Origin of the sequence: Escherichia sp. E4736 (assembly GCF_005781225.1) — a bacterium.
Lineage (GTDB): Bacteria > Pseudomonadota > Gammaproteobacteria > Enterobacterales > Enterobacteriaceae > Escherichia.
In genome coordinates, this window is the sequence record NZ_VATT01000012.1 from 68,218 (window position 1) to 81,367 (window position 13,150).

Consider the following 13,150-nt stretch of genomic DNA (forward strand, 5'->3'; position numbering starts at 1 on the left):
AAGGGGCTGACATAAGTGGGTGAATGAGCCACTGGTTATTATTATGCAGTAACTGTGCCAATAAATAAAATAGTTTGATAACGTACTGATAAAACATAGCTTTAATGGATTAATGGCTGTTCCACTGGTTGACTATAAATCAGCCAGTGTGTCGCTTAAAAGAGACGCCCAAAGCTTAAATTATTCGTTTTAAATTAAATCAATAAGTTATATGTCACCTATAAGCGACACGGCAAACCACCCATTGTCGTGATTTACAGACACAAAAAAAGCTCCCGGAGTTGGGAGCTTATAATTGTTGGCGAAGTGGTTGTGTGTAATGCCGGATGCGGCGTGAAAGCCTTATCCGACCTACAAAACAATGGGTTGCGTGGAATTTCCGCAGCCTTACCCCAGCTGCTTACGCGCATTACGGAAAATACGCATCCATGGGCCATCCTCGCCCCAGTTTTCCGGATGCCAGGAGTTGCTGACAGTACGGAAAACACGTTCCGGGTGCGGCATCATAATGGTGACACGACCGCTTTCGGTAGTGACCGCCGTAATACCGTTCGGGGAACCGTTCGGGTTAGCCGGATAGGTTTCGGTGACTTTGCCGAAATTATCGACATAGCGCAGCGCAACCAGCCCTTTGCTTTCCAGTGCCGCCAGATGCGCCGCGTCGCGTACTTCAACGCGCCCTTCACCGTGAGACACAGCAATCGGCATCTGCGAGCCCACCATCCCCTGCAACAGCAGAGACGGGCTTTGGGTCACTTCAACCAGGCTGAAACGCGCTTCAAAGCGATCGGAGGTGTTACGCACGAAACGAGGCCACAGCTCGCTACCTGGGATCAGCTCACGCAGATTAGACATCATCTGGCAACCGTTACATACCCCCAGCGCCAGCGTTTGCGGACGATGGAAGAAGGTTGCAAACTCATCGCGTACACGGTTGTTGAACAGAATAGACTTCGCCCAACCTTCACCGGCACCCAGCACATCACCGTAGGAGAAACCACCGCACGCGACCAGGGCGTGGAAATCCTCCAGACCAGTGCGTCCAGCCAGCAGATCGCTCATATGCACGTCGATAGCATCGAAGCCCGCACGATGGAAAGCTGCCGCCATTTCAACATGCGAGTTCACGCCTTGCTCACGCAGTACGGCAACTTTCGGGCGCGCGCCAGTAGCGATAAACGGAGCTGCTACATCTTCGTTAATATCGAACGACAGTTTCACATTCAGGCCCGGATCAGCGTCGTTGGATTTCGCCTGATGTTCCTGATCGGCGCACTCCGGGTTGTCACGCAGGCGCTGCATCTGCCAGGTGGTTTCTGCCCACCAGACACGCAACGTGGTACGGCTTTCGCTGAATACAGCCTGCCCGTTGGCGGTAATCACAAAACGGTCACCGGAAACCGCCTGGCCAACATAATGGACGCACTCAGCAAGGCCATGCTGTGCCAGTACCGCTTCAACCGCTTCACGGTCAGCGGCACGAACCTGAATCACCGCACCCAGCTCTTCGTTAAACAGCGCCGCCAGGTGATCGTCGCCCAGAGAGGCGATATCCGCTTCAATGCCGCAATGACCGGCAAATGCCATTTCCGCCAGCGTCACCAACAGACCACCATCAGAGCGGTCGTGGTACGCGAGCAGCTTACGCTGTGCAACCAGCGCCTGAATCGCGTCATAGAAGCCTTTCAGTTGTGCGACGTCGCGCACATCAGCCGGTTTGTCGCCAAGCTGACGATAAACCTGCGCCAGCGCCGTTGCGCCCAGCGCGTTATTGCCAAGGCCCAAATCAATCAGCAGCAGTGCGTTATCTTCGGTAGAAAGCTGCGGCGTGATGGTGTGACGCACATCTTCCACGCGGGCAAATGCAGAAATCACCAGCGACAGCGGCGACGTCATTTCACGCTCTTCGTTACCTTCCTGCCAGCGGGTTTTCATCGACATAGAGTCTTTACCCACCGGGATCGTCAGGCCCAGCGCCGGACAAAGCTCTTCGCCCACCGCTTTAACAGCTTCATACAGGCCAGCATCTTCGCCAGGATGACCTGCCGCCGCCATCCAGTTGGCGGAAAGTTTAATGCGTTTGATATCGCCAATTTGTGTTGCGGCGATGTTGGTTAACGCTTCACCGACCGCCAGACGGGCAGAAGCGGCGAAATCCAGCAGCGCAACTGGCGCACGTTCGCCAATTGCCATCGCTTCACCGTAGTAGCTGTCGAGGCTGGCAGTAGTGACCGCACAGTTAGCGACCGGCACCTGCCACGGGCCAACCATCTGATCGCGCGCCACCATGCCGGTTACGCTACGGTCGCCAATGGTCACAAGGAAGGTTTTCTCCGCCACGGTCGGCAGATGCAGCACACGTTTCACCGCGTCAGCAATGGTGATCCCTTCACGGACCAGCGCGTCGCCTTTCGCTTTCAGCGTTTGCACATCGCGGGTCATCTTCGGTGTTTTACCAAGCAGTACGTCCAGCGGCAGATCGATCGGCTGATTATCAAAATGACGATCGTGTAGGGAGAGATGCAGTTCTTCGGTCGCTTCACCAATCACCGCGTAGGGCGCGCGTTCACGCTTACACAGTTCGTCAAACAGCGGTAACTGATCGGCAGCAACCGCCAGCACGTAACGTTCCTGGGATTCGTTACACCAGATTTCCAGCGGGCTCATGCCCGGTTCGTCGCTCAGGATGTCGCGCAGTTCAAATTTACCGCCGCGCCCGCCGTCGCTTACCAGTTCCGGCATCGCGTTAGAAAGACCGCCTGCGCCAACGTCGTGGATAAACAGGATTGGGTTGGCATCACCAAGCTGCCAGCAACGGTCGATCACTTCCTGGCAACGACGTTCCATTTCCGGGTTGTCGCGCTGAACAGAAGCAAAGTCGAGGTCGGCATCAGATTGACCAGACGCCATAGAAGACGCCGCACCGCCGCCAAGACCAATGTTCATTGCCGGACCGCCGAGAACGACCAGCTTCGCACCAACGTTGATCTCGCCTTTTTGTACGTGATCGGCGCGAATGTTGCCGATCCCGCCCGCCAGCATGATCGGTTTGTGATAACCGCGCAGCTCTTCGCCGTTGTGGCTGTTCACTTTTTCTTCATAAGTACGGAAGTAGCCGTTCAGTGCCGGACGACCAAATTCGTTGTTAAATGCCGCGCCGCCCAGCGGACCTTCGGTCATGATATCCAGCGCGGTGACAATGCGCTCAGGCTTACCGAAATCTTCTTCCCACGGCTGTTCAAAGCCAGGAATACGCAGGTTGGAAACGGAGAAACCGACCAGACCGGCTTTCGGCTTCGCGCCGCGTCCGGTGGCACCTTCATCACGGATTTCACCGCCAGACCCCGTCGCCGCACCCGGCCACGGAGAAATCGCCGTCGGGTGGTTGTGAGTTTCGACTTTCATCAGGATGTGCGCCGGTTCCTGATGGAAATCGTAGCGGCCCGTTTCGTGGTCGGCAAAGTAGCGGCCAACTTCAGAACCTTCCATCACCGCGGCGTTATCTTTATAAGCTGAGAGAACGTGATCCGGCGTGGTTTCGAAGGTGTTTTTGATCATCTTAAACAGCGATTTCGGCTGCTGTTCACCGTCGATAATCCAGTCGGCGTTAAAAATTTTGTGGCGGCAGTGCTCAGAGTTCGCCTGGGCGAACATATACAGCTCGATGTCGTTCGGATTACGACCAAGCTTTGTGAAAGCATCCTGCAGATAGTCAATTTCATCGTCCGCCAGTGCCAGGCCGAGACGCAGGTTAGCGTCGATCAGCGCCTGACGGCCCTGCCCCAGTAAATCAACGCTGGTGACTGGAGTCGGTTGATGATGCGCAAACAGCTGCTCTGCATCATCTAAAGCAAAAAAGACCGTTTCCATCATACGGTCGTGTAGTTCAGCGGTAACCTGCTGCCACTGTTCATTGGTCAGCGTAGCGGCTTCTACATAGTAAGCCACGCCGCGCTCAAGGCGGTTTACCTGTTGCAGCCCGCAGTTATGGGCGATATCGGTCGCTTTTGAAGACCAGGGAGAGATGGTGCCTGGGCGCGGGGTCACCAGCAGTAATTTGCCTTCCGGGGCATGGCTGGCGAGTGCCGGACCATATTTCAACAGGCGTTCAAGTTGCGCGTGCGCTTCTTCGTTTAACGGCGCATTGAGGTCAGCAAAATGGACATACTCGGCGTAAATGTTGTGAACCGGGAGCCTGGCAGCCTGAAAACGCGCCAGCAGTTTATTGATTCGGAATGCCGACAGTGCAGGCGAACCACGCAGAATTTCCATCATAAGTCTCTCGTCTTCTAAGCTTTCGGTGTACCCAAGGGGGGGAAACGGGCGTCATTATAAAGAATCTGCTGCGCTGACGAAACCGTTTGCGTGGAAATAAAATCACCATCGTGAATTAGCAACGCGTGCCGCCAATGGCTGTAATAAGTTGCCAACTGGCACAGGTTTACGCAAAATGCCGCTCATTGATGATTATACCTTTGTTTAGCATATCGTTTTTTCAAGCCAGGACACGAACGACACAGAGAATTAACTAATTGAAAAAATTAAAGATTAATTATCTGTTCATTGGCATTCTGGCACTGCTTCTCGCGGTAGCTCTCTGGCCATCTATTCCTTGGTTTGGTAAAGCCGACAACCGTATCGCCGCCATTCAAGCGCGGGGAGAATTGCGCGTGAGCACCATTCATACTCCCCTCACATGGAATGAGATTAACGGTAAATCTTCCGGGCTGGATTATGAGTTGGCCAAACAATTTGCCGACTACCTCGGCGTGAAACTGAAAGTGACCGTACGGCAGAATATCAGCCAGTTGTTTGACGATCTCGACAACGGCAACGCCGACCTGCTGGCAGCAGGTCTGGTTTATAACAGTGAGCGGGTAAAAAACTATCAGCCTGGTCCTACCTATTATTCCGTATCACAACAACTGGTTTACAAAGTGGGTCAATATCGCCCACGCACGCTGGGCAATTTGACGGCGGAACAGCTCTCCATCGCACCAGGACACGTCGTCGTTAACGATCTACAAAGACTGAAAGAAACTAAATTCCCGGATTTAAGCTGGAAGGTGGACGACAAAAAAGGCTCAGCGGAATTACTGGAAGATGTCATCGGAGGTAAGCTGGATTACACCATTGCTGATTCTGTCGCCATCAGCCTGTTCCAGCGAGTTCACCCGGAACTCGCCGTGGCACTCGATATCACCGATGAACAACCAGTGACCTGGTTTAGCCAGTTAGATGACGATAATACCCTTTCCGCAGCTCTGCTCGACTTCTTCAACAAAATGAATGAGGACGGCACGCTGGCACGCATTGAAGAGAAATACCTGGGGCATGGCGATGATTTTGATTATGTCGATACGCGCACATTTTTACGCGCCGTCGATGCGGTGCTGCCACAATTAAAACCTTTGTTTGAGAAATACGCCGAGGAAATTGACTGGCGTTTGCTGGCGGCTATTGCTTACCAGGAATCACATTGGGACGCGCAGGCCACCTCGCCGACCGGTGTGCGCGGCATGATGATGTTGACCAAAAATACCGCGCAAAGCCTGGGCATTACCGATCGTACCGATGCTGAACAAAGCATCAGCGGCGGCGCGCGTTATTTGCAGGATATGATGAGTAAAGTGCCGGAAAGCGTGCCAGAAAATGAACGGATTTGGTTTGCGCTCGCCGCTTACAATATGGGTTATGCGCATATGCTGGATGCTCGCGCCCTGACGGCAAAAACCAAAGGTAATCCAGACAGTTGGACCGATGTTAAACAACGTCTGCCTTTACTTAGCCAGAAACCCTATTACAGCAAGCTGACTTACGGTTATGCGCGGGGACATGAAGCTTACGCCTATGTCGAGAATATCCGTAAGTATCAGATTAGTCTGGTGGGGTATCTGCAAGAGAAAGAAAAGCAGGCAACAGAAGCGGCGTTGCAGCTGGCTCAGGATTATCCGGCAGTGTCGCCAACAGAATTGAGTAAAGGGAAATTTCCTTTTCTCTCGTTTCTTTCACAGTCGTCATCTAACTATCTGACACACTCCCCTTCGCTGCTGTTTTCCAGGAAGGGAAGTGAAAAGAAGAAAAATTAATCCGCAGAAGATTGCGCTTTTTTCTGCGCTTTGATTTCCTGACGGCGCATGCGAAAGAAGTCGCTGAGCAGCGCTGCACACTCTTCCGCCAATATCCCTTCCGTGATTTCCACCCGGTGATTCATGCCCGGATGGTGCAACACATCCATTAATGATCCGGCAGCCCCCGTTTTCGCATCTCGTGCACCAAAAACTACACGACCAATCCGGCTGTGAATCATCGCTCCGGCGCACATCACACACGGCTCCAGCGTGACATATAATGTGGCGTCGATCAGGCGATAATTTTGCATCACCAGACCGCCCTGACGCAGGGCCATGATTTCAGCGTGCGCGGTAGGATCATGCCGACCAATCGGACGATTCCAGCCCTCGCCGATTACCCGGTTGTTATGCACCAATACCGCGCCGACCGGTACTTCCCGCTCGTCCCAGGCACGCTTTGCCAGCGTCATGGCATGGCGCATCCAGTATTCGTGACTTAATTCGACTTCAGACAAAAAGAAAACTCCGGTTATAAAAGCGCGGCGCATTATACACGGACGCTATGCTTTACTCTATTCCAGTTGCTGGAGTTCACCGCGCGGGGTTACTCGCCAACGATGCTGGCAGAAATAAAGCAGCGGGTTGTCCTGATTACTGTCGCTGTAACCACTGTACAACCGCAGTGGCGTGCCGATTTTGCGTTCTAGTTGCGCGACCTTCTCATGCCCGAGGCAACGCATTGTCAATACCCAGCCGCCATAACCACGCTGAATTTGGCTGGCGATAAGATTCACCCGCGGTAACCAGGGCGTATCGAAATAGACCGCCTCAACCAGCGGCTGTGGAGAACCGGTAATCAACCAGATATCAGCATCGGAACTGAGCAAGTAGGTGGTCAGGCGCTCTTGCACCAGCGGAAAGGCAGTAACATTGTCGCGAAACCAGTGTACAAAATCGGCTTTTAATGCCTGTAAACGCGCTTCGCTGTGACCAAAAGTGCATCCCCACAATAGCAGGCTCATCGGCCAGCGCGCAGCACGGCCTTTTATCAATAATGCCATGGCAATAACCGGCAATAGCGGCAGGACAAGCAGTGTATTCAGCGGTTGGCGACGCAGTAAGTAGCGCAGAAAACTACCGAACATATCCTGTTGATGCAATGTTCCATCTAAGTCAAAAAACACCACACGACGCTCGTGAGTTGCCAAACCATACTCCTCTGGACTGAAACATCCTGATTAATCATCGCTACTACATAGCCTAACAGATAGATCATCACTTTTCCGGCAACAATCTACCGTATAATGCTGAATGGAATTTTTAATTCATAGATCTTACAAGCTATGGAATATAATATTCACTCGCTTGTGTCTCATATTGCCTGTTGTCGCCATTATTTCATCGCGAGGAAAGATATGAACGGCTTACTTCGTATTCGTCAGCGTTACCAGCAGCTTGCCCAGAGTGATAAAAAACTGGCGGACTATCTCCTGCTACAACCTGATACGGCGCGCCATTTAAGTTCGCAGCAATTGGCCAACGAAGCTGGGGTCAGTCAATCCAGCGTGGTGAAATTCGCACAAAAACTCGGCTATAAAGGTTTTCCAGCCTTAAAACTGGCGTTAAGCGAAGCTCTGGCGAGCCAGCCGGAATCCCCTTCTGTCCCCATTCATAACCAAATTCGCGGTGATGATCCGCTGCGACTGGTGGGTGAAAAACTCATAAAAGAAAACACGGCTGCCATGTATGCGACGCTGAACGTTAACAGTGAAGAGAAATTGCATGAATGCGTAGTGATGCTGCGTTCTGCGAGGCGGATTATTTTAACTGGCATTGGTGCTTCGGGTCTGGTAGCGCAAAACTTTGCCTGGAAACTGATGAAGATTGGTTTCAATGCTGCCGCAGAACGCGATATGCATGCGTTGCTCGCTACTGTACAGGCATCTTCACCGGACGACCTGTTATTAGCCATCTCTTACACTGGTGTACGACGTGAGTTAAATCTCGCGGCAGATGAGATGCTGCGCGTGGGTGGAAAGGTGCTGGCAATTACCGGTTTCACGCCGAATGCTTTGCAACAACGAGCGTCCCACTGCCTGTATACTATTGCCGAAGAACAGGCGACGAATAGTGCATCGATCTCCGCTTGTCACGCTCAGGGAATGCTTACAGATTTGCTGTTCATTGCGCTAATTCAGCAAGACCTGGAACTGGCCCCTGAGCGCATTCGCCACAGCGAGGCACTGGTGAAAAAACTGGTTTGAGCAAAGAATGCGCGTATAATGCCCGCCCGGTTTGTGTTGTTTTGAGAGTTTCCTTATGGCGCTGTTAATCACTAAAAAATGCATCAATTGTGATATGTGTGAACCTGAATGCCCGAATGAGGCGATTTCAATGGGTGAACATATCTACGAGATTAACAGCGATAAGTGTACCGAATGCGTAGGTCACTACGAGACGCCAACCTGCCAGAAAGTGTGTCCGATCCCTAATACTATTGTGAAAGATCCGGCGCATGTCGAGACAGAAGAGCAGTTGTGGGATAAATTTGTGCTAATGCATCACGCAGATAAAATTTAATATTCTGCTCCTGAAGTAGAATATTAATTATTTATAGACAAAAGCTTAACGCTATTATATTTATTAAAATGATGACAACAGCATAATCATTTATCAAATGAATTCATATAATATCTGCGCAGACGTTTATTTATAATTATTAAAGGCGCGCCTGGCTGGTTAACCTGACGCGCCTTAAGTACGTTTCCTTGTGTTATAAGAACAGAAGGATCAGCTGTAAAACAGCAATGATGACTTTAATGACCCGTTTAAACAGGTATCGACAATCAGCCATTCGTTTTTCCTTAAACAAGGAATGCAGCCGTTCAGATTAGCCCTTACATCTCCCCAAAACTGAACGTGCGAGTTATTGAGGATGCATGCTGCACTCCACACCAGAGCTTTGACGACACCACTCGTTTCAATGGGGGAATTCAGTGGCATGGTGTAAAGCACAGCAAAATCGCCAATAACGAAACCAATTTTAATGTACTTACGAATTTGCGGTCACGTTAATATTTCCATCAATATCGCTTTCTTCGTAAAGGCTCGAGTTTTTATGATAAAGATTGCAAGTTGCTTGTAAAAGATAACCACCCTGATCCATAATCGCTGTTGTTGAGGGTGCATGCTGTACAAAATTAAAGTTATAAAGTAAAACCCCCGTTCCTTACCAGTTCGGGGGTTTTACTTTATAAAGAGAACGGTATTATTTTAACTTTCAATAATTACCGTGGCGCAAGCATAATGACGTTCATCTGCCAGCGTCACATGCATATGTGCGACGCCCAGCTTTTCCGCCAGTTTTAATGCCTCGCCCCACAGTCGCAACCGTGGCTTACCAAGCTCATCGTTGAACACTTCAAACTGATTAAACGCCAGACCATTGCGGATCCCGGTTCCAAACGCTTTTGCCGCCGCTTCTTTCACAGCAAAACGCTTCGCCAGAAAACGCACTGGCTGTTGGTGCGTTTTCCAGATTTCCCATTCGTTATCGCTTAATACGCGGCGAGCAAGGCGCTCACCGGATCGGGCGAGCACCGCTTCAATGCGAGCGATCTCCACGATATCCGTGCCTAAACCTAATATTGCCATTAGCCACGCGCTTCCAGCATCAGGCGCTTCATTTCTGCCACCGCATCTTTCAGTCCGGTCATCACTGCACGACCAATAATGGCATGGCCGATATTCAGTTCATGCATCTCAGGAATGGCGGCAATGGCTTTCACGTTGTGATAGGTCAGACCGTGGCCGGCGTTAACTTTCAGACCGAGACTTGCAGCAAAGGTCGCGGCTTTAGCAATGCGCGCCAGCTCTTGCGCCTGTTCAGCGTCAGTTTTGGCATCGGCATAACAACCAGTATGGATCTCGATAAACGGGGCGCCTACCTCTGCTGCAGCTTTGATCTGCTCTTCATCTGCGTCAATAAACAGAGAAACCTGAATCCCGGCATCCGCCAGACGTTTACAGGCATCGCGCATTTTGTCACGCTGACCTGCGACGTCCAGGCCACCTTCAGTTGTCACTTCCTGGCGCTTTTCCGGTACCAGGCAGCAAAAATGAGGCTTCGTCTCAATGGCAATCGCCAGCATCTCTTCGGTCACCGCCATTTCCAGATTCATGCGGGTATCCAGCGTCTGACGCAGGATGCGCACGTCGCGGTCAGTAATGTGGCGACGATCTTCACGCAAATGCACGGTAATGCCATCCGCGCCAGCCTGCTCGGCAATAAACGCGGCCTGCACCGGATCGGGGTAAGCAGTACCACGTGCATTACGCAGCGTTGCGATATGGTCAATGTTGACGCCCAACAGTAATTCAGCCATGACAATCCTCATCAGTCATTATGTGTTTGCACTGTTCGCTTAGGTATAAACTGCCGGAACAGTTCCCTGCTCTTTAAAGGTTTACCGCCAAGATACGGCTTAAGCGCCATGCGGGTAAAGCGTTTCGCGGCACGCAATGTGTCTGCGTCAGGAAATTCCCGCGTGTGTAACGCTTTCAACTGCCTCCCGGTGAAGGTTTTATTGTCGATAACGACGCTTGCGATAAACCCTTTTTCTTCGCGATAACGATACGTCATGGTGTCATCCACCGGTTCGCCGCTACCTGCACAATGGGTAAAATTGACGCCATAACCCAGATGCCCGAGCAATGCCAGCTCAAAGCGGCGCAACGCGGGTTCCGGTGTGCCAGTAGCCCCAGCCAGAGACTGGATGCAGTGTAAGTAATCGAAAAAGAGTTCCGAGAAGCGCGTCTCGTATTCCAGCACGCGGGAGAGAAGCTCGTTGATGTACAGACCGCTGTAAAGCGTGATACCGCTTAATGGCAGCGCCAATGAGACAGCTTCAGCACTGCGCAGTGTTTTGACTTCACCGCGCCCACCGAAGCGAAGCAAGAGAGGCGTGAAAGGCTGTAATGCACCTTTCAGGGTAGAGCGTTTAGAGCGTGCGCCTTTGGCAACCAGACGCACGCGGCCCGATTCCTCCGTGAAGACGTCCAGCATCAGGCTGGTTTCGCTCCACGGGCGACTATGCAATACGAATGCGCGCTGCCAGCCTTCCATCATACTCGTCGCCTTTCAAGTTGCAGGTGCCCTGGCTGCACCCGTTCACCCTGGTCACTTACTTTAGTAAGCTCCCAGGGATTCACGGTCTTGCCGCCTTCCTGCACCTCGAAAGTCATAGAGTATGCTAATTAAAGATCGTCAACGTAACCGAGACTACGCAGTGCGCGTTCGTCGTCGGCCCAGCCGGATTTCACTTTTACCCACAGTTCAAGATGGACAGGCGCTTCGAACATTTCCTGCATGTCTTTACGCGCTTCAATACCGATGGTTTTAATCTTGGCCCCTTTGTTGCCAATGACCATCTTCTTCTGCCCTTCACGCTCAACGAGAATCAAACCGTTGATGTCGTAACCACCACGTTCATTGGTGACAAAACGTTCGATCTCCACGGTCACGGAGTACGGCAGTTCTGCGCCGAGGAAACGCATCAGTTTTTCACGGATGATTTCAGAGGCCATAAACCGCTGTGAGCGGTCGGTGATGTAATCTTCCGGGAAGTGATGCGTCGCTTCCGGCAGGTGTTTGCGCACGATTGCCGCGATAGTGTCAACGTTAAGTCCGGTTTCGGCGGAGATTGGCACGATATCGAGGAAATTCATCTGGCTTGCAAGGAACTGCAGGTGCGGCAGCAGATCGGCTTTCTCCTGCACGTTGTCCACTTTGTTCACCGCGAGGATCACCGGCGCTTTGCCATCACGCAGCTTGTTGAGCACCATTTCATCGTCCGGCGTCCAACGGGTGCCTTCAACGACAAAAATCACCAGCTCAACGTCGCCAATGGAGCTGCTCGCCGCTTTGTTCATCAGGCGGTTAATAGCACGCTTCTCTTCCATATGCAGGCCCGGGGTATCGACGTAGATCGCCTGATACGCGCCTTCAGTATGGATACCCACAATGCGGTGACGAGTTGTCTGCGCTTTGCGGGAAGTGATGGAGATTTTCTGCCCCAACAGTTTGTTCAGCAGCGTGGATTTGCCAACGTTCGGACGTCCGACGATGGCAATAAATCCGCAGTAACTTTTATCGATGCTCATTCCAGCTCCAGTTTTTTCAACGCCTGTTCGGCGGCAGCCTGCTCAGCCTTACGACGGCTTGAACCTGTGCCAACCACCGGTTCACTCAGGCCGCTGACCTGGCAGTGGATAGTAAATTCCTGATCGTGCGCTTCGCCACGTACCTGAACTACCAGATAAGTCGGCAGCGGCAGATGGCGACCCTGCAAATATTCTTGCAAGCGCGTTTTCGGATCTTTTTGTTTATCGCCTGGGCTAATTTCGTCCAGACGGGTTTGATACCAGTTAAGAATTAACTTCTCGACAGTTTGAATATCACTGTCGAGGAATACGCCGCCAATTAATGCTTCGACGGTGTCGGCGAGAATTGACTCGCGACGAAATCCACCGCTTTTAAGTTCACCCGGCCCTAAACGCAAGCACTCACCTAACTCAAATTCGCGTGCCAGTTCTGCCAGCGTATTGCCACGGACCAACGTGGCGCGCATGCGGCTCATATCGCCTTCATCCACACGCGGGAAACGGTGATACAACGCATTAGCGATAACGTAGCTCAAGATTGAGTCGCCTAAAAATTCTAAACGCTCGTTATGTTTGCTGCTGGCGCTGCGGTGAGTTAATGCCTGCTGCAGCAGTTCCTGATGATTAAAAGTGTAGCCCAGCTTCCGTTGAAGCCGATTAATTACGATGGGGTTCATGCGATACCAATAAATAAATGCGTCAACAATTCAGCACACGAAACAGACCTGATACACATAGGCTCTGTTAACCGCTTTGTCGCGGATTCATTACGCCATATATGGAAACCAACGCTGTTTCGTGTGCCGTGGCAACCAGAAGGCGCCAACCTTAAACTTCGGGGGAATATTCTATACACAACGATAAGGGATGTCGTTAGCCTGGGGAGATTTATCTCATAAATAATTCACGTTGCC

The 13,150-nt window shown here is 51.6% G+C and carries 12 protein-coding genes; 3 read left to right on the forward strand and 9 right to left on the reverse strand.

What is annotated here, in order from left to right:
• Window positions 1-387: 387 nt before the first annotated feature.
• Window positions 388-4,275 carry a phosphoribosylformylglycinamidine synthase gene (gene purL, locus FEK46_RS08990; RefSeq protein WP_135559317.1) on the reverse strand — a complete coding sequence of 1,296 codons (3,888 nt, stop codon included), beginning with the start codon at window positions 4,273-4,275 and terminating at the stop codon, window positions 388-390.
• A gap of 257 nt (window positions 4,276-4,532) precedes the next feature.
• Here purL and mltF point away from each other — a divergent pair, with 257 nt between their 5' ends.
• Window positions 4,533-6,089 carry a membrane-bound lytic murein transglycosylase MltF gene (gene mltF / locus FEK46_RS08995; RefSeq protein WP_135559316.1) on the forward strand — a complete coding sequence of 519 codons (1,557 nt, stop codon included), beginning with the start codon at window positions 4,533-4,535 and terminating at the stop codon, window positions 6,087-6,089.
• On the opposite strand, the gene tadA is transcribed toward mltF, so the two are convergent.
• Both tadA and yfhb read right to left on the reverse strand, forming a co-directional pair.
• On the reverse strand, window positions 6,086-6,589 hold the full coding sequence (tadA, locus tag FEK46_RS09000) for a tRNA adenosine(34) deaminase TadA (protein WP_214251100.1): 504 nt from the start codon (window positions 6,587-6,589) through the stop codon (window positions 6,086-6,088). The genes mltF and tadA overlap by 4 nt on opposite strands.
• Window positions 6,590-6,646: 57 nt before the next feature.
• Window positions 6,647-7,282, reverse strand: coding sequence for a phosphatidylglycerophosphatase C (yfhb, locus tag FEK46_RS09005; RefSeq protein WP_135490549.1), 636 nt, complete (start codon window positions 7,280-7,282; stop codon window positions 6,647-6,649).
• 207 nt (window positions 7,283-7,489) lie between these two features.
• Here yfhb and FEK46_RS09010 point away from each other — a divergent pair, with 207 nt between their 5' ends.
• Window positions 7,490-8,338, forward strand: a complete 849-nt coding sequence (locus FEK46_RS09010; RefSeq protein ID WP_130207550.1) for a MurR/RpiR family transcriptional regulator — start codon at window positions 7,490-7,492, stop codon at window positions 8,336-8,338.
• A gap of 55 nt (window positions 8,339-8,393) precedes the next feature.
• Window positions 8,394-8,654: a 4Fe-4S dicluster ferredoxin YfhL gene (gene yfhL, locus FEK46_RS09015; protein WP_001196294.1), complete on the forward strand. Its 261-nt coding sequence runs from the start codon at window positions 8,394-8,396 to the stop codon at window positions 8,652-8,654.
• 193 nt (window positions 8,655-8,847) lie between these two features.
• Here yfhL and FEK46_RS09020 read toward each other — a convergent pair whose 3' ends face one another.
• The 6 genes from FEK46_RS09020 to rnc form a co-directional block, all read right to left on the reverse strand.
• Window positions 8,848-8,928, reverse strand: coding sequence for a small toxic protein shoB (locus FEK46_RS09020; RefSeq protein WP_130207596.1), 81 nt, complete (start codon window positions 8,926-8,928; stop codon window positions 8,848-8,850).
• Window positions 8,929-9,347: 419 nt separating this feature from the next.
• Window positions 9,348-9,728 carry a holo-ACP synthase gene (gene acpS, locus FEK46_RS09025; protein WP_130207552.1) on the reverse strand — a complete coding sequence of 127 codons (381 nt, stop codon included), beginning with the start codon at window positions 9,726-9,728 and terminating at the stop codon, window positions 9,348-9,350.
• A complete protein-coding gene (gene pdxJ / locus FEK46_RS09030; RefSeq protein ID WP_130207554.1) occupies window positions 9,728-10,459 on the reverse strand; it encodes a pyridoxine 5'-phosphate synthase in 732 nt (243 codons plus the stop codon). Before pdxJ ends, acpS begins: the two co-directional genes overlap by 1 nt.
• Window positions 10,460-10,470: 11 nt before the next feature.
• The gene (gene recO / locus FEK46_RS09035; RefSeq protein WP_130207598.1) at window positions 10,471-11,199 is read right to left on the reverse strand and encodes a DNA repair protein RecO; all 729 of its coding nucleotides are present in this window, start codon (window positions 11,197-11,199) and stop codon (window positions 10,471-10,473) included.
• Window positions 11,200-11,330: 131 nt separating this feature from the next.
• Window positions 11,331-12,236: a GTPase Era gene (gene era, locus FEK46_RS09040; RefSeq protein ID WP_000020738.1), complete on the reverse strand. Its 906-nt coding sequence runs from the start codon at window positions 12,234-12,236 to the stop codon at window positions 11,331-11,333.
• Entirely contained in the window at window positions 12,233-12,913 is a 681-nt protein-coding gene (rnc, locus tag FEK46_RS09045; RefSeq protein ID WP_001068343.1) for a ribonuclease III, read from the reverse strand. Before rnc ends, era begins: the two co-directional genes overlap by 4 nt.
• Window positions 12,914-13,150 lie beyond the last annotated feature (237 nt).